Source organism: Cytophagales bacterium, from assembly GCA_033344775.1.
Lineage (GTDB): Bacteria > Bacteroidota > Bacteroidia > Cytophagales > Cyclobacteriaceae > JAWPMT01.
The window spans coordinates 485,975-511,201 of record JAWPMT010000007.1 but is presented as its reverse complement, the minus strand read 5'-3'; the positions used below and the strand labels follow the sequence as shown (position 1 = coordinate 511,201).

Sequence of the window (25,227 nt, the reverse complement as noted above, 5' to 3'; positions counted from 1 at the left end):
AAAAACCATAATAGGGTACTTCCAATCAGTTGTAGTGTAAGAAAAGGTATATAGCTGTCTTTTGCGAATTGATTTTTCTTTACTGTAATTATGCTCCTAATTGAGTAACCAAGAAAGAAAAGAAGGATTATCGGCCATAAAATCACCAGGATCAAAACGACTATAATCTCAAAGAAAGCTGGAGAGCTTAATCCCGCCCCCTTAAAGATTCTGTAAGTCGCTCGAGCAGTATTAGAAATAACTAGAGACCCAAAAAACACATAGTCTTTCAACCAATTATCCAGACAAAAAGGTAGCCAATTAAACAAAAGATACCAGATTGATTTATACTGTGAAATCAGAACCTGAAAGAATGGAGCCCACTTATAAACATCCTCAGTTATGTTTACTAAGCCAATAGCACCGAAAAGTGTACTGATTATCATCCAAGTCTTTTGAATGGGATTTAATTTCGACATTTCAATGTTTGGACTCTACTGTTTACCTTCAAATACTTCCTGCCAGATACTAAAAAATTTCATAGCATGATCGGGATTTGTTATATCTACCTCCTTCGATAGATTTCGGGCATTGAAATTGATGTAGTTTTTTCTGTACTTATTGAATTCTTGATATGCCTTTAAACCATAGCTGTCAGGACCTGGAAGCACAACACCAAACCTATGTTTTTCATTTAATTCTAGGTCAAAAACTACTAACAAGGATCTTATCTCAAATGGTTTTGTAATGATGTTAACTCCCAATAATTCATCTGGAAATCCTTCATAAAACAACGGGATATCATTTACAATCTTCTTCTCGGGACTGTTTATTTGATCCCTTAGTTGAGGGATAGACTTTCCCAAAAGAAAACTGTACCCCAAAGTTCCAAAAGCTATCAAGTACGCCACTCTTAATAAAGAGATGTCTGCCTTAGGATTTGGAATATTCACTTTAAAATTTATACTATTTCCCTCAACTGAGAAATACTCGACTAACTTCTTCGCTCCCGGGTGCATACTTGGTGGCCTGAAGTGGAAAGTTGGGTTACTTTTAGTCGAAATTTCAACTGGAATACCTATTGTATCATCAAAAAAGAACTTTGTTTTCATGGGTGTAACACCCATTGTAAATTCCCTTACTTCAACAAAAGTTCTAAGCTTATGATCTAATAAATGCCCTCCCTTAGAATTTGAATCTTTTGCAGTTAAGGCAACGACGTGGCCTTTTAAACTGTTTGGGGGAGAATGTTCTAGTGTCAAATGATCGGTATAAATATCATTTAGCCCTTCTTGATTGAATAGCTTTAGTGAAAGGGGACATAGATATTCAGAATCCGCTGAACTGTAATTATCATCTTTACTTTGGATAGAAACTCCAGGATAATTTCGAACAAAAGCAAGATTCTTGCTGAACTTATTAAACAGAGCTAATTTCTTTTTTTGTCGGGTGTTCACTTGATCATTTCAACTTATGCAAAGTTACAAAAGTCACTGAACCATTTTCTGCCAAAAACTAATAATCAAGAGATAGGGGCCTATTAAGTCCAATAGTTATTCCCCTCACACCAACTAACTTTCACGGTATGTTTCATTTAACAGATTACAATCATGAAAAAGTTAGCTAAAACTTTAATTCTAGCACTTCTATTTGCACCAATGTTTTTTGCTTGTACATCACTCACAGGTGACCTGGAAGAACTTAATAAAAGTACTCCAGATCTCGTTACGCAGGAGTCTGGAGGAGGCGAAGATGATGGTGAAGATTTCCCTAAAGGAGGGCAGTAGTCTACAATATGAGGCTGGAGAAGTCTGGCCTCACACTTCAATCCATCAATTTGATATTACTAAATTCCGTTATATCTTTTCCTCATAATTCTGTCATAATGGTTTCACCCTCTTGTGATAGAACCCCAGCAAATCGCCTACAGCAATGGAAAAGATACTTCTTACCTCTATCAGTGTGGTTCTGTGCTTATACTTGACTATGGTCAAGTTATCGGCTATGGATTATCAAACAACTAGAGAAAAAGTAAAAGAACTACGCAAATCAAACCCCGAAAAAGCAATTATAACAATTGAGGAAGTACTAGACGAGCAGGTTATAACTGCTTTAGAAAGAGCTGAATTGAATTACTTACAAGGTGAAATTTACTACTTCGAATTATCCGATAAAGAGAATGCCTTGGGGCAATTTTATAATGCTTTAAAACACTTCAGGTTAGCTAAAATTCCAAAAAGAGAATACGACTGCCTAGTCGCCATTGCCCTATCATTTCACAACCTGTTTCATTACGATTTAGCAGTGAGTTATTTTGAAGAAGCATTAAATGTAAGTGGCTTAGACACATTAGGAATAAAGAGGGCCGAATACAACCTGGCAAGAACTCTTCGAACTCAAAAGAAATATAGCCGAGCTGAAATTATTCTAAAGCAACTCTGCAGTTTCTATGAAACGACAAACAACCTGGGAAGGCTCTATTCTTCAAAAACTGCCCTGGCACTTAATTATTTAGATAGTGGAGCTTACGGTGAATCCTTACGGCTGTATAATGACGTACTAGATTATGCTGAATTCAATAATGACCAATCAAGAAAAAGCAGAGCTATCAACAGCATTGGATTTATTAAACTGAAGCAAAATGAATTCAAGGAGGCCGAAGAATTTCTATTGAGAGGGTTAGAGTTGAAGAAAGAATCAGCTAACCAACAAACCTTACTGGTCAGCTATCTCAATCTTGGGGAATTATATACCGAATTACAGAAACCAGCACAGGCTTTAAAGTATTATCAGTTAGGGAGTGAATTAGATCCTTCGGCAGTTAATCACTTGAATTTCATTGAGGCATTGGATCAGCTTATTCTCATTTCTAAGGATCAAAACGATCTGGCATCTGTTGTTAAGTATCACGAACAGATAGCTGAAATCCAGGGACCATACGTAGCGCTCAATGAACGCTTAGAGCAAATGCATGCTCGTTACCGCGCCGAACGAGTAAAGTACATGCATGACCAGCTGGAGTTAAAAGATCAATTGATTCAATCCCAGAATCGAAATATCATTATTGGGATCATACTGTTTGTAGTTACCATCATAGCCGCAGTGGTTGTGATCATTCAGCAGCGGAAGAGAGCAGTAGATAAAAGTCTTCGTGCCTGGCTCATGGAAAAGAATAAGTTGCTTTACTTCATTGCCGGCCGCTACAAACTCGATCTGAAAGAGGTTCAAAAGGAATTAGAAAATCGCTAGTCAGCTTTTTGGTTCTTCTCCAGTAATTCGATGTACTTTTCTTTCAAGTCCGTGTTTTCTTTTAACAGGCGCTCTTTTGTCTTGTACAGCTTGATATAGATCTCAGCAATTTGTTCTTTACTGTAGCCCTCCAGGTATTGGAATTGATCAGCAGTTGATACTCCGCTTTCCACAAATTGATCGTGAACCATGCTTCGTTCTTCCCCTTCTGTTTCATCACCTCGTGATACAGAACTTCTTTCCATATCCTGGGTAACAAACTTGCTTGGGTCTAGGTTGAAGTAATCCATCATCTGGATAAACTTCTCCAGTTTAGGAAATGCCCCGTTTTCGTAGGAGTTTATATTGGACTTACTCAGACCAAATAATAGCCCAAACTCTACTTGTGAAAGGTTGTTCTCGGCGCGTAGTGCCTTCAGGTTCTTACTAAAGTAGTTCAATGTCGCTCTTGGTTCAGGTAAACAGCTTATCGAATCACAATATTATTTGCGAACAATAAAATGATACCGATGCATTTATCTAGGTCTAAACTAAGGAAAAATACAGGAGGTACAACACTAACAGCCTTAGGTACTACGACATGGTACGGCGTGATTCAAGTAATGCGATGTACTTTTCCTTAAGGTCCAGATTTTCTTTCAAGAGACTTTCCTTCGTTCGAAATACCTTAATGAAAATCGCTCTTAGTTGTTTTTTTGAGAAGTCTTTCAAGTACCTAAACTGATCAGCTTCCGAAACGGCACTTTGTACAAAATGATCATGCAAGATGCTCATATCAGTTGATTCCGCATCATGGTCACGATATACAGCATGCCTTGTCATGTCTAGGGTCACAAATTTGCTGGGGTCCAAATTGAAGTGATCCATCATCCCGATGAACATTTCCATCTTCGGGAAAGCTCCGTTTTCATAAGAGTTGATATTCGACTTACTCAGACCAAACAACAGACCAAATTCCACTTGCGAAAGTTGTAGCTCTGCACGTAGCGTTTTGAGGTTTTTACTGAAATAGTTCAACGTAGCTTTTTTTATTCAAACAATAATATCTATTATTGAACTATAATATTGCTTTTGAGTAATTTAATAATTCTTAACAAGAAATATGTTAGTTGTTCAAGGGTGATTTATTGAAGAACTATAGATGCTTCGGATCATATGATTACTCCCGGACCACAAGAATCCTCTGTAAGTGTACACTTACCCGCACTGATGCAAGCAAAGCTCTCCGTGTTCAACAGGTTAATCAATGAATACCTGGAAGAAGAGGACCCAGAGACACATGGAGTTTTGTATCAGGAGTTGATTAAGCAAGTGCATTTAATGATGGAAGAGAATCGTGATCTAAAGACGTTGGTGCATTTATTTCACAAGACTGGCATTATAGAAGATTATGGCGTCATGATGGATAGAGAAGAATTTAAGCATGAAGGAGAAGGTTAATTTGAGACAGGTGGCGGCCATGTGACTCATGATTGTTATCTGAACCCAATAGCGGGTAGGAAACTAGGCCTACCCCTATTACTCCTCATAACTGACAATATGAAAATCAAAGCTTTCAGATAGGACTACCATCCTTTTACAGCTGATAGCTGTTTGCAAAAATGAAAGGCCTGGTGGCAGGTTCTTAGTGAGGGAATCACAGGCCTGACATTTTTGATCTGTTGCGAATGAATATAAACCTGTGAATTGGTGCAGGTCTATGCTGGTTGTATTTGCAGTGGGGTTACCGCTCCACTGTTTTTTATACCAAACGAAAGATGTATGCTCTGTTTGGCGGAGTAATACCGATGCTGGTTCTATGGCAAAGTCGGGGCGTCACGTCCTCGACTTTCTTCTTTTAGGATAAGCTAAAATGATAGTTGAATTAGATACTGAATTGAAGGAACACCGATGCTGAAAGCCGGAACATCACACTACCGACTTTCCTAAGGTTCTAAGACAAAAGTGTTTCCACTTTGAGAGTAAGATATCAGAATTGAATGAATTACACACTCTAACCAGAGCAACTATCAACACATACTATGATCAGAGGAAGTAGCTTGAATTCCACCTATTAAGTCATTATTTACATTAAACTTCAGTTCTATTGCGCTAGAATAAGGTAGCCTTGAGGATGTCTATGCCATTTAAAAATCGAATTGGTTAATACAATTGCCTCCAGGAATTCATCAAAGCTATCAGGCCATCCTGGTATTCTACCATAAATCTGTTCCTCCGGAACTTCTGGAGCAGATTTAAAACCCTTACTTTCTCCCCGTTGATACCATTCTAACCAATCTGAGTTCACGAAAACCGTCCATGGTGTTTCATAATTTGCAGGTTGATGATCTCCAATAGGTGAACCACACAATAGAACACCCAATTTTGAAAGATCGGATAGGTCTTTATCTTGAATGATTGGTGAAAGAATACTTCGGTAGTGTTTTGCCATCTCACCAACGGTCAAGTATGCAAATTCTTTTGGCGTAATAGAAGAGGATTGCTTCTTAATAGTTGCTTTAAATGAATGCCTTTCTTGGGGAATCCCAATTGTTTCCAGCACAATTTCCTCATGCCTTCTTTTTACTTCTTGCAAATGGGCTACCGTCCATGTTACTACATCTCGATCAATCATACGAGCATGGGTTCCACATAACCATATTCCATTTGATATATCCTTTCTCTGTTCTGCTGTTAAAGTTGCATCATAACGAGGACCGCCTGGAGCTGCTGCAGTTATGTGGGCAGCCTCTCCAATATTGTTAACAGAATCCGGGGCTTCCGCACTTGGCCCTATTGTCACCGCTCTACATATGGAGCATTGAAACCCAGACCGCTTTGCGAGTATTCCTCTAGTTGAATTGCTGAATTCATCTCTCATAACTCAATTAAACTCATCAATTAACACCCAAAATTCCTAATGAAATAACCCTGAAAATAGAGTATTTTTTCTAAATCAGACCCTCAGTTTATTCACGGGATTTAACTTGTACAAAAGTGATAAGAGTACTGTAATAGCTCTGTAAGAGTAGTGTAATAGTACTGTAAGAGTATTGCGACTATATATAAACATATTAAACATTTAAAACTTGATAAACAAAAAATGTTTGTCAAAAAATTTTCTATCTCCACACTTGACGTAACAAGGCGGCTTTAGTGGGGTCCAACCATTATTTAAAAAGATACATTCGTTACGGTATGTATTATAAGACCCAGTAATCTTGGATGATTTTGTAGACTTTGGGCGTCTCCCTGCGGGTCGGGCTCTCCACAGTACACGGTACTTTGTTGCGATCCCTGACGCGACGATTTCTGCGGAGGCACCGCACCCTTTGCCCTCTACCTTTTAAATGATGTGAAGTTTTGGAATTATAGGTGTCTCCCAATCAGTAGTTCGTTTTCTTTTCTTTGGAGGGCAAAGCGTGCTCTGAACTGCTCCTTACTTTTATTTGATTCTCCGAAGGCCAAGCAAGAGATCTGTAGTGGCCGCTTATCTAAAGGCCAACCCTTTCGGGACCACTCCAGAACACTTGCTTTTTGGCCTCCAAGTTTATTCCGTGGTTTGCTGCTCAATGACCCACACACATTTGCTGCGTTCCCTCCCCATCCCGATAATATCGGGGGCTAACCTCCCTTGTGGTCCTGTAGCTCCTCGGCGGCTCACACGCACCAAAAGCGTGTTTAGTTCGTCTTCCTTTCTCTAGTTCCCCATCTCACAGGGTCCGGCAAGAGATCCAGAGTGAAGGGGATAGCTTTCAGTTGGTTGAGGTTTCTTAAATGGAAATAAACCTTTGATAATTTAATCCAGCTTCCGACTTTCTTCCACTCCGCAACACTTGCCTATTGCTACACACCAATGGAGGAACTGCAAAAGGCGGGTTTCGCAGGTAATGCGGCGTGGCGCACCGGTTGCCCTGCAGGTTTCACGCCAGACTAGCCAGAGCCTATTCCATTAGTGTTCTATTTCAAAGGCATTCCATACACACTGGCTCCCTTTCAGGTCTTCGAGTCTGTCATGTTACCTGCTTTGTGCTGTCCTATGCGCCACAGCAGTTACCCTGGCCACTGTAGCCCCTTTCCTCCATACGCGCAAATCCGTTTCCCAGGCGCTAGTGTCCTGCCACTGCTCTAGTTAATGCGAGCCTGCGGACTCGGGCAGTACCGTATCAGCCGCACATGGCCAACGCTGGACCAAAGCTGCCACGCACTCCCAGGCGGCCTAATTCGGCCTTCTTCTGGCAGGCTGCCCTCATACTCGCTTACGGCTCGCCGCACAGACGTCCGCAACCCACTCCACTGCGTTCCGCTCATTGCAGCCGCTTTCCATCCGCACGCTGAAGGCTCTTTTACCTGCACTAAAGATGATGATTAAGGTACCCACCCAACCCACCCTTTGGTTAGGTTCATCTTTAGAGCTTAGGAGAATTAAAGTTTATGATCGAGATTTAATTGAAAACTATTGACACATGAAGTTTACAAAACCATTTAGAGGATTCTTATTAGGTCTAGTTATGGGAACCGTATTAGGCTATTCTTTGCACGACATCATTTATTTAATTCGGATATTGTCTGATCAATTTTCGAAAGGTGAGTACTTCGCTTAGTTGTTTCGGATAGGAATTCTCTCCAAGCAAAAAAATCCATCAAAGTTAAGGGGGTTCCCGCTTGGCTTTCCCGCAATTAAAAAAGCAAGGCGAAAGCACTGGATTGTTTCCTTATTGCGCTTTGCCTTGCTTTTTTCCTCCACCCCCTTTTTTGATGGCTTTCTTTTTTTCTCTTTTTTCTTTTGGAGTCAATCACTTGAGTCTTGACCTGGCTAAGGCTACAATCCATTTCAAAAACATCGAAACGAAAAAACTAACTGTAGCGCCAACCATGGCCAAGACGATTGTCCGGCCAACATCATGAAGATGAAGCGAAGGGATAATCGAAAGGACTGTCCCTCCGAATATCCCCGCCTTTGAACTGTACTGACTAAACATCATTATGCGTCAGGTGCCGGATCCGCTACTTCTGGTGCTTCATCAATCGCAATGATGGTCAAAGGATTGTAAGACCCACTCTTCAACGGGTACATGATTCCATTGACTTCTTGAAGAAAGTCCAGGCCAAGGACCAAGAACATGTCCAACTCGCTATTGGCAGTAGTCGGAACATTGAAATCACTGGCCGCTTCAGTTTGAGGACCAAGCTCAATCTCAGGGCTTGCGACCTGATTGAACAAGAAGCTTTCATTCTCGAAATCAATCTCCGCAGCTGCGACCAGGAACTTGAAGTGAGTTGCCCCGGAGGGAAACGCCACGGTATTGCCAGGAATGAACTCTGGGATTTGAACGCCCATGCTGCCAGCTGCCCGATCAACCACCGGATCATACTGCGCATACAAGGTCGAGCTCAGCTTTCCGTCGATGTTGAAATCAAAGCCATTCAGAATGTTCAGATCTCCTGCAGTGACTTGGCGCTCACCTCGAGCATTGGTGACATCAGTCTTAATCACTCGAAGGATTTCCCTGGTCAACCTGCTGGTAACCTTGGAGTCAGATGCGTTTTGGATCAACAGCCTGAAAGCATTTCGGATGATCCGACCTGCTTTGCCTGCCCGGCCAAACTCAGAGCCATTTTCACGGGTCCGCTGAAAGGCTGGATCATTCTTGATACGATCCGCATCAACCCCGCCTTTCTCCCTGGCTAAATAGCCGTCTTTGCTTTTGTAGAAGGACACATCCCCGATGGTTCCCTCTAGTTTAATGATTCCTTTTTGTCGTGCCATAAAACTTAAAAAATTTGGTTTACGGCTGAAAAAACGCATATTTAACCTAGAGCAGATACAGAGAGATTCCGGCTTTGATAGCTATTGGTACTTATTGCCGAACATGCCTCCTGGAAAGAGCATGGATAAAGCATGACAACTAAGAAATGAGGTTAAAACGAATCATAATCTATCCCAAGGATATCCAGCGCATTACTGGCAAAAGTGAGCGCTACGGGAGGCTTATGCTTCAACGAATCAGAAAGCAACTAAAAAAAGAGGATCACCAGCTGGTGACCCTTCGTGAGTTTTCTGAGTTTACCGGGATCGATATGGAGGAGGTAAGGGAGTTTATTGATTAGTAGCTCTACCAAAGCCCGTCCCGCCAAGCTTCTCTTTCAGCGCTTTCATGTCCTCGCTTACTTTCTCCTGGACAACCTTCGCATAGACCTGGGTAGTCTTCAAATTCTTGTGACCTAACATATTTCCGACCGTTTCAATCGCTACACCATTTGAAAGCGTGACTGTCGTTGCGAAAGTGTGCCGGGCCATGTGGAACGTAATGTTCTTGGTGATCCCGCATAGGTTCGCGATCTCTTTCAGATAAGCATTCATTTTTTGGTTTGAGATCACTGGTAGCAAATGACCAGAGTTTACGGTTTCTGGGTGGTCCTGGTATTTCTCCATGAGCTCACTAGCCTGGGGTAACAAAGGCACATTAGAGGAAGATCCCGTTTTCGTTCTTTCGACAAATATCCAGTACTCACCATCCAGCCCCTTAGAGATATGTTCAGGTGTAAGTTTCTTCACATCGGCATAAGCCAAACCCGTGTAGCAGCAAAAGAGGAAGATATCTCTTACCTGCTCCAATCGCTCTACCTGGAATTCCTTTTGGTACAAGTCCGAAAGCTCCTCTTTGGTTAGGTAGCCTTTCTTGACTTCCTTCAGTGTCATTTCAAACCTTGCGAATGGATCACGCTCGATCCACTCATTCTTCAATGCTAGGAACACGATCTTCTTGAAATAGCTCAGGTATTTCATCGTGGTATTGTGGCCAATGTTCTTCACTGATTTGAGGTAGAACTCAAAGTCTGCTATGAATGCATACTTTAGTTCTCTCAGCATATAGTCGTCTCTTTGGTACTGATGCTTAATGAATCGTTCTAAGTGCTTCAGAGTCGTCTCATATCGCTCCAAAGTACCCTGGGAATACTCTTTCCCCAATTGAGCTTTCATTTGACTGTTATGATGCCTGAAGAGTTCAAGTAGTGAGTGTTGCTTATTCGTTTTACCCAGGTAAATGTTTTTGATGCTCTGAGCAGATATGAATTGATCTTCCTCCTGCAGTCGATCATGGATCTTATCCAACTTTACTCGCATCTTATCCAGGTGCCGATTGATGATCCTGGCTTGTTCGCCTGTACCTCTCACCCTTCCGGCGCTCACATTCCATTTCTCAGGTATTACCTTTTTACCAGTTGATATTTCCGCTCTCTTGCCATTTACGGTGATTCTGGCCATGATTGGCGCTTCACCTGTCTTTTTACTGATGCGGTTACTGAGAAACCAAAAGAGAACGCTGAAAGTGTTGTTCATAGTAATTGTTTTAGAATGTTACTTTTTATAGTCGTTTGGCATGGATCGAGGGTTCGAATCCCTCCATAAATGTAACCTAAAAACACCAAAAAACCTCATTTAGAGGCAAAAAAGCACATTCGGTTAACAGAATAATTGTTAACCTGTTTGTAGACCAATTATATGAAAATACCTGGAAGAAATGGGGGTGTTAAGAAACAAAAAACCCTTCATACGTGCAGTATGAAGGGTTTTGATTGATTTTGCTTTCTTAAAAGCAGAGGAGGAGGGATTCGAACCCCCGGTACCTCTCGGCACAACGGTTTTCAAGACCGCCGCATTCGACCACTCTGCCACTCCTCTGTGATCTTTTGCGTTTAGAGTAACTACCTTACTCTTGATTCTCAAATCGAGGCAGGCCGCCGCAATCGACGCGTCCGGCTAGGACATTTTGCCACTCCTCAGTGATGTGATCTAAAAATCGGATCGCAAAACTATTGTTTTTATACTTCAATCCAACTATTCGATCGCATTTTTTGACTCTTTTCTGAATTAACATCGAAAAAGAAAGCCCCTGATCTATGACCAGAGGCTCCATTCAAGTTTGGGTTTATTCTTTTACTGGAAGAAGATCCCTCTCAAGGAAAGAATTTCTTCATCAGTTATCGTTGGAACGGACGCTCCATACGTTGTATTGATCGTCTCAATAAACGCGTTAGCAAACAAAGCGTAGCCTCTTGGATTAGGATGGATTCCATCTGTGGAGTAAATACCTCCAGGACTGAAATCCGGAGCGAGTGTTTGGCCACCAATTTGGATACCCAGAGTCCCGTCAGCTGCGGCAACACCAGCAGGCGTAAACGCCAATGCCGTAGCTTGCTCTGGAGTTAGTCCAGTAACATCAGCCAATAAAGGATAAATATCTACTACTCCAACCATTGTTTCACCAGCGGCTGCATTTGTCGCATCCACTACTCCTTGAATGATTGCGGAATAAGTCGCTGCTGCAGTGATGATCTCTGTTTGCTCTTCGATGGTCAGCACCCAGCGATCAACAGCAGGGATACTTGTTCCCACTCCTCCTGCGAAAGCTGCTGCTGCTGGAAGCGGAACCAAATCCGTAGCTTCTGTGAGTCGATAATTTGGCAATCCCAAGGCACTGAGGTCAGTCAGGTTCTCATCTTCCATAACAAAGGCACTGCCGGCAGAAGCTGTAAAAGCAATGGTTCGACGATCTGCTTCTTCCTGCGTAATTGCACCTCCTAATACGGCCAGATCTAATCCGCCATTGTACGCCGCATAGGCTGCATTTAGTGCATCAGCACTTGCCTGATCCAACGGAATTGGATTGTAGGGAACTGCTCGGAAGTATGGCAAGAAAATAACAGGGGCAATGTTCATCACAACTCCCTTGGCTCCAGTAGCAACCATCGCTGAAATCAATGCTGTGTATTGTCCTTGAAAATCTGCAGCAGAAGTAATCTGGATGCCATCATTGGCTCCTCCGTTCACTGCATAACCCAGGATATCATTTCCACCCAATGAAGAGGTGAAGAATGTTGGTCCTGTTGCAATCGCATCAGTCAAGATAGAAGAGCCGGAGACACCATCGACACTTGGATCCGTAGCAAATCGCTGATAGAAAGGATTAAATGCTGGATTGGCCTCCGCATCTGGGCCTCCCGTTGCAGGTGTCAATGCTTGCGCAAGAATGATACCTCCAACACCGAAGTTGTTCAACTGTGAACGATCTCCTGAATATACCGTAGGCAACTCACCGACAGTAGGCTGAGGTGCTAAAGCAGCGATGTTCAAGAAGAACCTTCCATTGATGCTTCCATCCTCGTTCACACCGGTAAAACCATTGACTGAATTAATGTCAGGCTGATTGAAAGTACCGCCTCCAACACCTTCTGTCATCAGTTTTTGTGCGATCTGAGCAGGATAGCTATATACTTGTCCATCGGTATATAATGCACCATCCATTACACCGGCAGCAAAGGATGCCCCGAATGAGACCATGTGCTCAAAATTGGCAGAACCAGCCGACCCAGTGGCTGTAGGAGATACAGGCACTGGATTAAGATCTAATTGATCTTGTACCAGATCATCTTCTGACGTACAAGAAGCGATCAAAAATGCGGCCGCTAAAATGTATATTAAATTCTTTTTCATGTTCTTTTCTTGTGGAATGGATTAGTTCAAGAATTCGTCAAAATTCAATTGGATAAAGAAGATCGCCCCTTGACGAGGGTTTCCGAATGAAGTAGTGAAACGCTCATTCAATACGTTCGAACCACCGATCTTAACAACTGTTTTCAAATCAGGAAGTTTGTAAGATACCTGCGCATCCAAGGTTCCGAATGCTGGAATAACAGCAGTTCCGAATGAAGATTCCCAAAGGAATGCTTCCTGCCATCTCCAGGCTACATTAAACCCGAAATTATCAGTTACTTTCCTGTTACCAAATCCAAGATTGTATTTGTATTGAGGTGTGTTAAAAGAAGCAATAAAGCCTTGATCCAACAAGTCCTGCTGAGAAATCAATTCATTGTATGATACGTTTCCTTTCAACGCATAACCACCATTCAAAGTGTATTCGGCACTCAATCCCCAACCTTGTGAACGAACGTTACCGTCTGCATTGATATCTACACCGTAAGCTTGCGTAGCAACAGTTCCATTAAGGATCGCCGCCTTTCCTTCCGCCGTAGTTGCATCAAATCCAGCAATTGGTGTTTGAAGTTGCGTACGAATATCACCTGTTCCGAGCTGATAAGCTTGCACCGGAGTAATTTCAGCGATGAAGTCCTGATAGATATTATAGAAATAGAACCCATCAATTAGTAAACGACCATCTGCAAACAGACCTCTATATCCACCTTCAATCGTATTCACTTTCTCAGTGGTGAAATCCTGCTCCATCAATCGAGTGGCTTCAGGGGTCAATTGATCAATTGAAAGTTCTCCAGCCGCTACCGCCGCCAAGTCAGATGCCAGATAGGAAGCAGAAGCGTTCCCTCCACCGATCAGATTATATCGATTCAACAAGAATCGCGCGCTACCGATCAAACGTCTTGATACCACATCAAGATCAATAAAGTTATCCTGAGTAGTAGGAATACGGAAACCACGTTGGAATGAACCTCGAATGTTGTGATCAGGTGCTACTTCGTAAACCGCACTAAAACGCGGTGAAAACTGACCAGTGAAGAATTCGTTTTTATCATATCTCAATGAAGCCTGAAGGTTCAGAGCGTCGTTAGCCAATGATTTCTTCAACTGAACATACGTTCCCCACTCCGTGTAAGAGATTTCATCACCATTGTCTTCCAAAGCAAATAGGGTCGCTTCAGAGTTCAGGTTGAAGTTTCTGAAGTTGGCTCCAGCTACTATATCGATCCAATCTATTTCATTTTCAAAGTTGTAGCTACCCTCGTAGTGATACATATTGGATTTATCCAGGAACAAAGCACCACCATCAGCTATAGAGATGCCTCTGATTCTATTGAATGCTTCGTTAAATGCAGGTGTTCCAGCTTCCCAGGCAGGTACACCCAGTGCTGTGTTTCCATTAACTCGTGCATCTTCAGTAACCGCTTTAGCGATCGCATGAAGCTCAGCAGCACTAGCAGTCAAATCCGCCTGCAATGCGCCCGTGTAAGCTCCGAAATAAGTTGGTAAGTAAAACTGCTGATTGATTCGTTGAGTAACCGTGTTAGCTGCATAGCTATCACCACTATTTTCCTGAGTCGTATAAGCTCTCAAGAACCAGTTAGAAGCCTTCAACTCAACTTTACCAGTCCAGATCACGAAATCATCAAGAACGAATCGGTCGTTAGCCGTATATACTGTACTACCACTACCCCAGTTATACTGTACCAGCGCCTCAACTTTATCACTGATACGATAATGTAAGCCAGCACCGAATTTGATACTCTCCGTAGTATTATCAACAAAAGAATTTTCAAGGAATCCGGAAGGAGCAAAAGCACCTCTTGCACCATCAGGAAGCAAGCTTCTAATTGCACCAACAGAAGCAGCTAATGCAGGATCATCTCCATTGATCACAATATCAGCCACAGTTCCTACATCGATATTGAACTCACCATAGGTGTTTACGCCATCGTATAATGGGTTATTATTGGCATTCAAGCCTAACTCCGTATTTCTTGCTACACCTAAACCACTCTGATCGCGTACGTCTACCCCTACAAAATCATTAGCTCTTAAATACGATCCAGTCAATTTGAAGGCAAACTTGTTATTAAAAGCCTTTGCGTAACGAATGCCCCAATCTTGATAAAGGGAAGCATCGTCATCTTCATTGTCAATGTGGTTTACACCTAATTTACTGTAAGCGGAAAGGCCTTGGTACTCGAATGGACTCTTACTCTGCATCAAAAGAATACCTTGTAAAGCGTTTGGACCGTAGAGTGCCGAAGCAGGTCCAGGGATCATTTCTACACTTTCCAGATCCAGTTCGCCGATACCTACCACGTTACCCACGGGGAAGTTCAAACCAGGCGCCTGATTATCGATACCATCGATTAACTGTACAAATCTTGTGTTACCATTGGAACCGAATCCACGTGCGTTGACAGACTTAAAAGTCAAACTCTGAGTACTAAAATCAACCCCATTCAGGTTTTTCAAGGCATCATAAAAATCAGTAGAAGCATTGTTCTGAATGTCGAGGATATCCATTCGCTGAATAGATACCGGAGATCTCAAGGTACTCTCCTCAACACGAGATGCTGAAACTACTACTTCTTGTCCAAGCAGAACAGATTCAGTCAATTGAATATCAAGTGAAGTAGTTGCCGCATTTGTTATCTCAATTTCTTTCTGCTCATACCCTACACTACTGATGACCAGTGTAAGAGGTGGTGCGGATTGAACGGAAAGATTAAAATCTCCCTGGAGATTAGTGATGGTTCCCAATACAGTACCTTTTACCAGGATGTTCACTCCCAGCAATGGCTCACCCGTATTAGCATCCGTAACACTGCCGGACAGTTGTGTGCCTTGCGCGTGTACGAACGAAATAGTATGCATGCATACTAATAGGGAAAAGAAAGCCCTCGTAAATATTCTTTTCATATAGTTAAGGTTTAGACATCTAATAATTCTTTAATATTAGGTAAAATTTTTGTGACATTGGATAAAAAAGTCCATTTAAGGGCATTTACATTGGATTTTTTGCAAAATCCGGTGCCGAACAAAAATTCTGACATGGAACGGCAAACAATTCACCCTACCTATTCAGTTTACCCTTGTTAGCCTTAATTAATAAAGTGAGTCACACAACCGAATAATAAATTATGATCAATCTGGAGGGCCAGGTGGCCATCATCACAGGAGGCGCTAAAGGCATTGGCGCAGGTGCTTGTGATATATTCTGTCAAGCTGGAGCACAAGTCGTATTATGGGATGTCATTGATGGAGCTGCTACAGCAAATGCATTGACAGAGAAAGGCGGCAAAATTGTCTATCGCAAAGTCGATATCACCAACCGTGAAGAAGTAGATAATGCAGCAGGCTGGGTGCTCTCAGAGTATGGCAAGATTGACATATTAATTAATAATGCAGGCATCATTCGCGATCGATCTTTCCTTAAAATGTCTGAATTGGAATGGAACAGTGTCATTGAAGTGAACCTAAAAGGTGCCTTTAATACCTGCAAGGCTATTGTCCCGATCATGAAAGATGCCAATTATGGTCGTATTATCAACACCTCATCTATTAATGGATTGGCAGGTGCTTTCGGACAAACCAATTATGCTGCCTCTAAAGCCGGAATCATCGGATTCACAAAATCTCTGGCAAGAGAAACAGGTAAATATGGCATCACGGTTAATGCAGTAGCTCCTGGCTTTATTCGAACAGACATGACCGATAGCATGCCCGAAGAAGTCATTAAAGCAGGCATTGCGATGATCCCGGTCGCGAGAATAGGCACACCGGAAGATATCGCCCACGCTTATTTATACCTGGCTTCACCTCAAGCGGGATTTGTTTCAGCCTTCACTTTAAGTGTAAATGGAGGAGCACTCGCGATCTAATTAACCATGGGAGTAAAAAACGAACCGTATAAAACGATCCTTGAGCATCTGGCTGAACTAGAGGGAATGTTGGGGCAAGAATTGGGTCTGTCGCCCTGGACAACAATCACCCAGGAACAGATCACCACTTTTGCGAAAATCACCGGTGATGAACAGTGGATACATATTGATGTAGAGCGCTCCAAAAAGGAATCTCCTTATGGAACGACCATCGCTCATGGATTCATGATTCTATCGCTGGCCTCCAAGTTTGCTTATGAAACGATGCATATAAGCGATGTGGGCATGGGGCTTAATTATGGACTTGACAAGGTTCGCTTCATGAATGCCACACCTTCTGGAGCCAAGGTCCGAGGGCGTATTTCACTTATGGAATACGAAGCCATTGATCATGGTGCGAAATACAAAGTAAAAATCATTTTTGAATTGCAAGGACAGGAAAAACCCGCTTGTGTGGCAGAATTCCTGGCTCATGCCTATACCTCGAAGAAATAAAAATATGCGCAAGGATCTACCTGAAATTCTGGATCAATTCAGGGCCTTCATGGCCGAAAACCTGACTCCCTTAGAAGAAAAGTATCACAATCGACCATGGGATGAAGTAGTCCCACATTTAGATCAGGTTCGGGAAAAAGCAAAAGCTGCTGGGCTTTGGACCCCACAAATCCCCGAGGAATACGGTGGGATGGGACTTTCAGTAGCTGAATTTGGTGAAGTCTGTGCAGTACTTGGCATGAGTCCTTATGGCTTTTATTCTGTGAATTGCCAGGCACCTGATGCAGGAAACATGGAGTTATTGATTGAGTTTGGAACAGACGAGCAGAAAAAGCAATTCCTTGATCCACTTACTCGTGGCGAAATCAGAAGTTGCTTTGCCATGACCGAACCAGAATTTGCTGGGTCTAATCCTACCATGCTAGGCACTACAGCAATCCAGGATGGCGATGAATTTGTCATCAATGGACATAAGTGGTTCACTTCCAGTGCTGATGGCGCATCATTCACCATTGTGATGGCAGTAACTGATCCTGATGGCGATAATCCGCATAAAAAAGCGACACAGATCCTTGTCCCATTAGACAATCCAGGCTACAAATTCGTGAGGAATATTCCGATCATGGGCGAAGAAGGTTCTGGTTGGCACAGTCATGCGGAAGTGCGCTTCGAAAACTGCCGAGTACCTGCTTCTAATGTATTGGGTGCGGTCGGCGAAGGTTTTGCATTGGCTCAGAAACGTCTTGGCCCTGGAAGAATCCATCATTGCATGCGTTGGATGGGCATGTGCGAACGAGCCATGGAGTTTATGTGCGAGCGCGCGGCCACCAGAGTGATCGCTCCTGGAAAAGTCCTTGGTGATCAGCAGGCCATTCAATTCTGGATTGCCGAAAGTCGTGCCGAGATTAATGCGGCTCGATTAATGGTTCAGGATGCAGCACAAAAAATTGATACGGTAGGTGCCTCGAGTGCTCGCCAGGAAATCAGCATCATCAAATTCTATTGTGCCAATGTACTTCAAAATGTGCTGGATCGTGCCATTCAAGTGCATGGAGCTTATGGTATCACTGATGATCTCTTGATTTCATCGTGGTATCGACTGGAACGAGGCGCAAGGATTTACGATGGTGCCGATGAAGTGCACAAAGCCCGTGTAGCAAGAGACATTTTGAAAAAATACCGAAAGAAATAACCAGCTAAGTAACGCATTAATATGTCAGATTGGATTGACCAGCCAAGAGCCATTCGCGAAGGCGAAGGACTGAATGAAGAAAACCTCCACAAAGTATTACTGGATCATGTGCCGAATTTGTCTGGCGACATCAAGGTACATCAGTTTCCAGGTGGTTTTTCAAACCTGACTTATTCGGTACAGGTAGGTTCCCGCGAATTTGTCTTACGTCGGCCTCCTTTTGGGGCGCAGATCAAATCCGGGCACGACATGGGCAGAGAATACAAGATCCTATCCAACCTCAACCCGCAATTCAGCAAGGCGCCTAAGGCGGTTTATTATACAGAAGATGAATCTATCATTGGTTCTCCTTTTTATCTAATGGAACGCGTTCGTGGTGTGATCCTTCGTGCAAAAATGCCCGCGGACATGCAGCCAGATGAAACGCAAATGGCAGGCATTGCCAATTCCTGGTTGGATACGCTTGTGGAACTTCATTCTGTGGATTATGATTCGGCCGGCCTTTCTGATTTGGGAAAACCCGAAGGCTATGTTGAGCGACAAGTGGGTGGCTGGACCAAACGATATTTCAATGCAAAAACAGATGAAGTTCCTTTATTGGAAAACGCTGCAAAGTGGCTCAGTGAAAATATTCCGACACAAAGTGGCGCAACCTTGATCCACAACGACTTCAAATATGATAACGTGGTATTGGACCCTCAAGATTGGACACGTGTCATTGCGGTATTGGACTGGGAAATGACGACTCTCGGGGACCCCTTGATGGACCTGGGAACCAGTATTGGATACTGGGTCAATGGGAATGATCCCGATTTCATGAAACAATTGGACCTTACCCCGACGCACCTGCCGGGAAATCCTTCAAGAGGTGAATTGATGAATCGGTATGCAACAAAGACCGGAACAGAAGTTGGCGATGGTGTTTTCTATTATGTCTTCGGATTGTTCAAGATTGCTGTCATCGTGCAACAGATCTATTATAGGTATAAGAAAGGATTGACCAGGGATCCCCGATTTGCAGGCCTGTTGGATGCAGTACAGGGCATTGGCCATATCACACATCAGGCCATTTCAAAAAAGCAAATTGACGACCTATTTTAATCGCTGATCTAAAATCATGTCTAAAAACCCACTATACGATCTGATCGAATTGGAAGAACTGGACACTAACCTGTTCAGGGGACAAAATTATCCCGCTTCCTGGGGGCGTGTATTTGGAGGCCAGGTATTGGCACAGTCACTGAATGCAGCAGATAGATCAGTTCCAGATGATCGCCAACTGCACTCGATGCACGGTTATTTTATTCTCGGGGGTGACCTGGCTGCACCTATCATTTATCAGGTGGAGTGTATTCGGGATGGCAAAAGTTTCAATACACGCCGAGTGGTTGCTTTCCAACATGGCAAAGCCATTTTCAATATGTCGGCTTCATTTCAGGTTAAGGATGAAGGTTTCTCTCACCAATATCCGATGCCAAATGTAACCTCTTATAAGGACCTGATCTCCGATGAGGAATGGATGCAGCAAAATGCGGACAAACTTCCCGAAGCCTATAAAAAGTACTTAATGAAACGGCACATCGAATTTCGGCCCGTAGAGCGGATCGATGTATTCAGCATGAAGCCACAACCACCCATCATGCACATCTGGATGAAAAGCGAAGAGCCTCTTCCTGATCATCCTTCTTTTCACAAGCAAGTTTTGGCGTTTGCATCGGATTATAATTTGATGACCGCTTCTGCCCTACCTCATCGAGGGAAATTTAAACCAGGACAGATCATGATGACCAGCCTGGACCATGGCATGTGGTTCCATCAGGATTTCCGCGCCGATGAATGGCTGTTGTTCGAAGTAGAAAGTACCGTCACCAATGGTAGCAGGGGCTTTAGCCGGGGATCATTCTTTAATGAAAATGGAGACCTGGTGGCCAGCGTAACTCAGGAAGGTTTGCTCAGGATGAGAAGAGAGAAATAAAATATGAAAATGATTGAATTTAAGTCTTAGCTCGAAAGTGACCTTTCACCATTTAATGAATAGGAACTAACCTCATCATGTCAGAAATACTACTCAATAGAGAAGGTGCCATAGCCAGAATTACCTTGAACCGACCGGAAAAACTCAATGCTTTGACCGGTACCATGGTGGAAGAATGGCGAAAAGTTTTAGAAGAACTATCCAGAGATTCGGAATGCAGGGTTGTGATTGTAACGGGCACCGGAAGGGCCTGGTCGGCTGGAGTAGATCTGTCTGCTTTTCAGGAAATCAAAGTAGAACCCGGATTTCAGTTTTGGGAAGATGGCATGGCAGTCATGCATCAACTCGAGACCATGCCTCAGGTGACCATTTGCGCACTCAATGGATTTTGCTTTACCGGAGCCATGGAATTGATGATGGCTTTTGACCTGGTGATCGCATCAGATGAAGCCAAAATTGGAGACACCCATACTAAGTGGGGCATCCTTCCAAAATGGGGTATGACCCAGCGTCTACAGCATTTAGTAGGTCTGAGAAAAGCCAAAGAATTGTCCTTCACTGCGCAAGCCATTTCTGGAAAAGAGGCGGCAAATATTGGATTAGCGAATCTATCAGTACCTGCATCAGAACTGGAAGAAACAGTCATAAAAATTGCCAATCAAATCATTGAGAATAGTGCCCAGACCATTGCTGTAGTGAAAGAACTCTATCATCACGGCAGTCGACATGGATTGGAAGCCGGACTGAAATTTGAAGAAAATTATCAGGCGCCACTTACCGATAAAACTGAGCAATTGGCGAATTACAAGTCAAACCTTAAGCAATAACTATTAACCCCTCATTTGAAATGAATTTCGAAAATCACGTCGTGATCATCACCGGAGCAGGTTCCGGGATCGGTGCAGCCTCCGCCCTTCAATTCGGAGCTTATGGTGCTACCGTGATCGTCTCCGATATCAACGAAAATGAAGCCAAAAGTACCGCAGACACCATCAAGCAAAATGGAGGGAAAGCCGAGGCGGTAAAAACAGATGTTTCCAGTTTTGAGCAAGTAGAAAGTTTGGTGAAAAGCACGGTAGAAAAACATGGTAAACTAGATATTCTGGTCAACAATGCTGGAATTGGTCCGCGTCAGATGCTCAAGGCAGGTGACCACACCCTCGAAGATTGGGATCGGGTAATCGCTGTGAATCAAACCGGGGTTTTCTACGGCATGAAGTGTGCCTTGCAGCAAATGGTCACACAGGGAAATGGCAATATCATCAACGTTGCCTCTTTAGCGGGATTAAAGGCTTCCGGAAAAAACCTCTCTTACTCCGCGAGTAAGTTCGCTGTGGTAGGTATGACGAAATCTGCCGCACTGGAATACGCGCGCCAAAACATTCGGGTAAATGCCGTTTGTCCGGGGTATACAGAAACCAATCTTTTGGGTCAGCTATTTTCCAGTAAACCGGACATGGAGCAACGCTTGCTGGCTTTCATGCCTATGGGCAGGTTCGGAGAAGTTGAAGAAATAGCGAATGCCATCACCTGGCTGGCCTCTGATCAATCCAGCTTCATTACCGGGCAGACCATTACCCTGGATGGAGGGTCGTCGCTTTGAGCAAGTCTGAAGTAAATATCAGAGAAGACCTGCAGGGACTCAACGAACGCAAGGCACTCACATTTGATATCAATCGTCCGGAAGCAGTAGAAAAAAGGCATCAAAAAGGCCTGCGTACTGCGCGTGAAAATGTGGCCGATCTATGTGACATAGATACTTTCGTGGAATATGGAGCCCTGGCCATTGCTGCGCAAACGACCAGAAAATCGAGAAAAGAACTGAGAGAACAAACCCCCGCTGATGGACTTGTTACGGGTATTGGAGCCATCAATGGTGAATTGTTCGGAAAGGAAGCAGCCAATTGTGTGGTGCTCTCTTATGATTACACGGTTCTAGCAGGAACACAGGGAGCATTTAACCACAAGAAGACCGACCGCATGATGCAGGTCGCTAAAGCGTCTAAAAAGCCAATCGTTTTTTTCGTGGAAGGCGGCGGCGGACGTCCGGGAGACACAGACTTTTATCCAATTTCCGTCGGCGGGCTTGACTTAAGCACCTTCACGGAATATGCGGGATTAAGTGGCAAGGTACCTCGTATTGCGATTGTGTCCGGCTATTGTTTCGCGGGTAATGCCTCTATTGCCGGTAGTTCAGACGTGATCATCGCTACTGAAAATACTTCCATTGGCATGGGTGGTCCAGCCATGATAGAAGGCGGCGGACTGGGGGTGTATCATCCGAAAGAGATTGGACCCGCACAAGAACAAGCACTTAATGGCACCATCGATGTACTGGTTCAGGATGAAAAGGAAGCCGTTGAAGTCGCAAAAAAATACCTTTCTTACTTTCAGGGAGACACAAAGGATTGGTCAATAGGAGATCAAAGAGGTTTACGAGAGCTTCTTCCCGAAGACAGAAGATATGGTTACGATGTAAAAAAAGTCATTCACCTTTTAGCTGACGAGGGAACCGTACTTGAATTAAGGAGTCTCTTTGCCAGGAACGTGGTAACTGCTTTGGCACGAATAGAAGGCAAACCCGTTGGAATTATTGCTAATAGCACGAGACATCTCGGAGGTGCCATTGACAGTGATGCATCGGACAAGCTTTCCCGATTCATGCAATTATGCGATGCCTTTGGCCTGCCGATTGTTTCGCTTTGCGATGCGCCCGGATTCATGGTTGGACCACAAATCGAGAAGACGGCCATGGTTCGTCATGCCAATCGACTCTTTATCACAGCAGCCTCCCTCCAGGTTCCGATTTTCACCGTTGTGCTTCGAAAAGCCTATGGTTTAGGCGCAATGGCGATGGCAGGTGGCAGCCTTTGGAAGTCCTTTTTTACCATTTCCTGGCCTTCGGGGGAGTTCGGAGCAATGGGGCTGGAAGGTGCTGTAAAATTGGGGTTCAAAAAAGAACTGGAGGCTTGCCCTACCGACGAAGAACGAGAAGCACTTTATGAAAAGCTCGTCAACGAAGCGTATGCGAAAGGTAAAGCCATCAATGCAGCGCCAATGCTGGAATTTGATGAGGTGATCGATCCTGCCGATACCAGAAAATATCTGATCACCGGACTCAACTCCGCGGAGATCAAAAGAAATGAACGAATGATAGATAGTTGGTAAATGAATACACTGAAAATAAATAATAAGGGAAATTATGTGGTCGTCGAGCTGGCACGTGGAAAAGTGAACGCCATCAATGCTGAGATGGTCGCTGAGATCAGAACCCTTTTCAAGGAATTAGATCAGGACGAAAAGGTAGGTGGCGTCGTGCTGACGGGTAATCCAAAAATCTTTTCGGCAGGACTGGACCTGATTGAATTGATGGGCTACAATGAGGAACAAATCGAAAACTTCCTCCGTGATTTTGGCACCATGCATGTAGAGTTGAGTCGATTTTCCAAGCCATTTATATGTGCCTTAACCGGATTTAGTCCGGCTGGTGGAACTGTAATTGCGATCACTGCTGATTACCGAGTGATGGCCGATGATCCGAAATATTCCTTAGGGCTCAACGAAATGCAGGTCAATGTACAGATCACGCAAAACCTGACAGAAGCTTACGCTTTCTGGTTAGGCCGCAGTTTAGCAAACCGGTTCATTCTTGATGGCAAATTGTTGAGCCCACAAGAAGCAGAGCAGTTCAATTTAGTAGAAGAGATCTATCCTCAGGAAGAGGTACTGAATAAGGCAGAAGCCAAAATGCAACAGTATTTACAAGCAGACCCGGACATCTTTCAGTACACAAAAAAAGCCTTAAGGCAACCTTGGTTTGCTGCGCAGAATCTGGATGCTGAAGGCGACCTGAAGCAAGCCTTAAAAATCTGGTGGAAACCCGAAGTAAGACAAAGAATAACCGCTCTCATTGAGAGCTTTAGCAGTAAAAAGAAATGAATAATAAGCAGCAAATCTTAGTAAAGAGACCAATGGGTCTGCCTGAAGCAGATACCTGGGAACTTCAAGAAAATGAGACTCCTGCATTGGCAGAAGGTGAAGTATTGATCAAGAACCACTTCATTTCATTGGATCCTGCCATGCGTGGATGGATGAATGATGCCAAAAGTTACATTCCACCGGTAGGCATCGGGGAAGTGATGCGAGCAGGCTCGATTGGTGAGGTAGTTGAAGCAAACAATCACCCTAAATATAAAGTAGGTGATACTTTAGCCGGATGGGGCGGTGTTCAGCAATACACTGTAACTAATGGCGAAGGGTTCTATCCGGTAGACCCAAGTCTGGCACCCTTGCCGACTTATATCGGAGCATTGGGAATGCCTGGCATGACGGCTTATTTCGGCATTTTGCAAGTTGGTAAGATCAAAGAAGGTGAAGTTGTCGTTGTATCGGGAGCTGCTGGTGCTGTAGGCGCTGTAGTCGGACAGATCGCCAAGATCAAAGGATGCTATGTGGTAGGTATTGCGGGTGGACCGGATAAGTGCAAATACATCACCGAGGAATTGGGCTTTGATGCTGCCATCGATTACAAAAATGAAAACTTGCGAGATCGCTTGAAAGAGACTTGCCCTAAGGGCGTAGATGTCTACTTCGATAATGTTGGTGGTGAAATGCTGGACATTTTACTGACCCGCATCCGCAGAAAAGCAAGAATCGTGATCTGTGGGGCCATTTCTCAGTACAATAACAAAACTGAGATCAAAGGGCCTAGCAACTATCTGTCATTGTTAGTAAATCGTGCCTCAATGGAAGGTATGGTCGTGATGGACTATGCTAGCCAATACAAGGAAGCAGCCATGGAAATGGGCATGTGGATGATGCAAGGTAAAATGAAAGCTAAAGAAGATGTTTATGAAGGCATTGAGAACTTTCACGAGACCTTTTTGAGATTATTCTCAGGAGAGAAATTAGGTAAGCTGATCCTGAAGGTGAAGCCCGACTAAACCTATTAAAATTACCAATTTTAACA

Annotated in this window: 22 protein-coding genes and 1 tRNA gene; 14 read left to right on the top strand and 9 right to left on the bottom strand. The window is 43.6% G+C overall.

Annotated elements, in window-relative coordinates; all coding sequences use genetic code 11:
* Nucleotides 1-473: 473 nt before the first annotated feature.
* Nucleotides 474-1,436, bottom strand: coding sequence for a hypothetical protein (locus tag R8G66_34175; protein MDW3197475.1), 963 nt, complete (start codon nucleotides 1,434-1,436; stop codon nucleotides 474-476).
* 153 nt (nucleotides 1,437-1,589) lie between these two features.
* Between R8G66_34175 and R8G66_34170 the strand changes: the two genes are divergently transcribed.
* Both R8G66_34170 and R8G66_34165 read left to right on the top strand, forming a co-directional pair.
* A complete protein-coding gene (locus R8G66_34170) occupies nucleotides 1,590-1,766 on the top strand; it encodes a hypothetical protein (protein ID MDW3197474.1) in 177 nt (58 codons plus the stop codon).
* Between the two features lie 145 nt (nucleotides 1,767-1,911).
* Complete coding sequence (locus R8G66_34165; protein ID MDW3197473.1) at nucleotides 1,912-3,228, top strand: tetratricopeptide repeat protein; 1,317 nt, start codon at nucleotides 1,912-1,914, stop codon at nucleotides 3,226-3,228.
* Here R8G66_34165 and R8G66_34160 read toward each other — a convergent pair.
* Nucleotides 3,225-3,668, bottom strand: a complete 444-nt coding sequence (locus R8G66_34160) for a helix-turn-helix transcriptional regulator (protein MDW3197472.1) — start codon at nucleotides 3,666-3,668, stop codon at nucleotides 3,225-3,227. The two genes, R8G66_34165 and R8G66_34160, sit on opposite strands and share 4 nt — an antisense overlap.
* A gap of 133 nt (nucleotides 3,669-3,801) precedes the next feature.
* Nucleotides 3,802-4,245, bottom strand: coding sequence for a helix-turn-helix transcriptional regulator (locus R8G66_34155; protein MDW3197471.1), 444 nt, complete (start codon nucleotides 4,243-4,245; stop codon nucleotides 3,802-3,804).
* A gap of 192 nt (nucleotides 4,246-4,437) precedes the next feature.
* Between R8G66_34155 and R8G66_34150 the strand changes: the two genes are divergently transcribed.
* Nucleotides 4,438-4,668, top strand: a complete 231-nt coding sequence (locus tag R8G66_34150) for a hypothetical protein (protein MDW3197470.1) — start codon at nucleotides 4,438-4,440, stop codon at nucleotides 4,666-4,668.
* Nucleotides 4,669-5,311: 643 nt separating this feature from the next.
* On the opposite strand, the gene R8G66_34145 is transcribed toward R8G66_34150, so the two are convergent.
* Nucleotides 5,312-6,010, bottom strand: coding sequence for a hypothetical protein (locus R8G66_34145; protein ID MDW3197469.1), 699 nt, complete (start codon nucleotides 6,008-6,010; stop codon nucleotides 5,312-5,314).
* Between the two features lie 2,181 nt (nucleotides 6,011-8,191).
* Nucleotides 8,192-8,977: a hypothetical protein gene (locus R8G66_34140; GenBank protein MDW3197468.1), complete on the bottom strand. Its 786-nt coding sequence runs from the start codon at nucleotides 8,975-8,977 to the stop codon at nucleotides 8,192-8,194.
* 146 nt (nucleotides 8,978-9,123) lie between these two features.
* Between R8G66_34140 and R8G66_34135 the strand changes: the two genes are divergently transcribed.
* Nucleotides 9,124-9,318, top strand: a complete 195-nt coding sequence (locus tag R8G66_34135; GenBank protein MDW3197467.1) for a hypothetical protein — start codon at nucleotides 9,124-9,126, stop codon at nucleotides 9,316-9,318.
* Here the strand turns inward: R8G66_34135 and R8G66_34130 are convergent.
* From R8G66_34130 to R8G66_34115, 4 genes are all read right to left on the bottom strand, one after another.
* Nucleotides 9,308-10,552 (bottom strand): site-specific integrase, encoded by a 1,245-nt coding sequence (locus tag R8G66_34130; protein MDW3197466.1) that lies wholly within the window; start codon nucleotides 10,550-10,552, stop codon nucleotides 9,308-9,310. The genes R8G66_34135 and R8G66_34130 overlap by 11 nt on opposite strands.
* Before the next feature lie 257 nt (nucleotides 10,553-10,809).
* Nucleotides 10,810-10,894, bottom strand: a tRNA-Ser gene (locus tag R8G66_34125).
* A gap of 255 nt (nucleotides 10,895-11,149) precedes the next feature.
* Complete coding sequence (locus R8G66_34120; protein ID MDW3197465.1) at nucleotides 11,150-12,706, bottom strand: hypothetical protein; 1,557 nt, start codon at nucleotides 12,704-12,706, stop codon at nucleotides 11,150-11,152.
* A 21-nt stretch (nucleotides 12,707-12,727) separates the two neighbouring features.
* Nucleotides 12,728-15,634, bottom strand: a complete 2,907-nt coding sequence (locus R8G66_34115; GenBank protein MDW3197464.1) for a TonB-dependent receptor — start codon at nucleotides 15,632-15,634, stop codon at nucleotides 12,728-12,730.
* Between the two features lie 224 nt (nucleotides 15,635-15,858).
* On the opposite strand from R8G66_34115, the gene fabG reads away from it, so the two are divergent.
* The 10 genes from fabG (at nucleotide 15,859) to R8G66_34065 (ending at nucleotide 25,201) form a co-directional block, all read left to right on the top strand.
* The gene (gene fabG, locus R8G66_34110; GenBank protein ID MDW3197463.1) at nucleotides 15,859-16,596 is read left to right on the top strand and encodes a 3-oxoacyl-ACP reductase FabG; all 738 of its coding nucleotides are present in this window, start codon (nucleotides 15,859-15,861) and stop codon (nucleotides 16,594-16,596) included.
* A 6-nt stretch (nucleotides 16,597-16,602) separates the two neighbouring features.
* Nucleotides 16,603-17,091: a MaoC family dehydratase gene (locus R8G66_34105; protein ID MDW3197462.1), complete on the top strand. Its 489-nt coding sequence runs from the start codon at nucleotides 16,603-16,605 to the stop codon at nucleotides 17,089-17,091.
* 4 nt (nucleotides 17,092-17,095) lie between these two features.
* Nucleotides 17,096-18,283, top strand: a complete 1,188-nt coding sequence (locus tag R8G66_34100; GenBank protein ID MDW3197461.1) for an acyl-CoA dehydrogenase family protein — start codon at nucleotides 17,096-17,098, stop codon at nucleotides 18,281-18,283.
* A gap of 21 nt (nucleotides 18,284-18,304) precedes the next feature.
* A complete protein-coding gene (locus tag R8G66_34095) occupies nucleotides 18,305-19,384 on the top strand; it encodes a phosphotransferase family protein (GenBank protein ID MDW3197460.1) in 1,080 nt (359 codons plus the stop codon).
* A 16-nt stretch (nucleotides 19,385-19,400) separates the two neighbouring features.
* A complete protein-coding gene (locus R8G66_34090; protein ID MDW3197459.1) occupies nucleotides 19,401-20,258 on the top strand; it encodes an acyl-CoA thioesterase II in 858 nt (285 codons plus the stop codon).
* Between the two features lie 77 nt (nucleotides 20,259-20,335).
* Nucleotides 20,336-21,085, top strand: coding sequence for an enoyl-CoA hydratase/isomerase family protein (locus tag R8G66_34085; protein MDW3197458.1), 750 nt, complete (start codon nucleotides 20,336-20,338; stop codon nucleotides 21,083-21,085).
* A 20-nt stretch (nucleotides 21,086-21,105) separates the two neighbouring features.
* A complete protein-coding gene (locus tag R8G66_34080) occupies nucleotides 21,106-21,861 on the top strand; it encodes an SDR family NAD(P)-dependent oxidoreductase (protein MDW3197457.1) in 756 nt (251 codons plus the stop codon).
* Entirely contained in the window at nucleotides 21,858-23,426 is a 1,569-nt protein-coding gene (locus R8G66_34075; protein ID MDW3197456.1) for a carboxyl transferase domain-containing protein, read from the top strand. Before R8G66_34080 ends, R8G66_34075 begins: the two co-directional genes overlap by 4 nt.
* A complete protein-coding gene (locus R8G66_34070) occupies nucleotides 23,427-24,197 on the top strand; it encodes an enoyl-CoA hydratase/isomerase family protein (GenBank protein ID MDW3197455.1) in 771 nt (256 codons plus the stop codon). It begins immediately after the preceding gene.
* Nucleotides 24,194-25,201, top strand: coding sequence for an NADP-dependent oxidoreductase (locus R8G66_34065; GenBank protein ID MDW3197454.1), 1,008 nt, complete (start codon nucleotides 24,194-24,196; stop codon nucleotides 25,199-25,201). The genes R8G66_34070 and R8G66_34065 overlap by 4 nt, the downstream gene beginning before the upstream one ends.
* The last annotated feature ends 26 nt before the right edge of the window (nucleotides 25,202-25,227 follow it).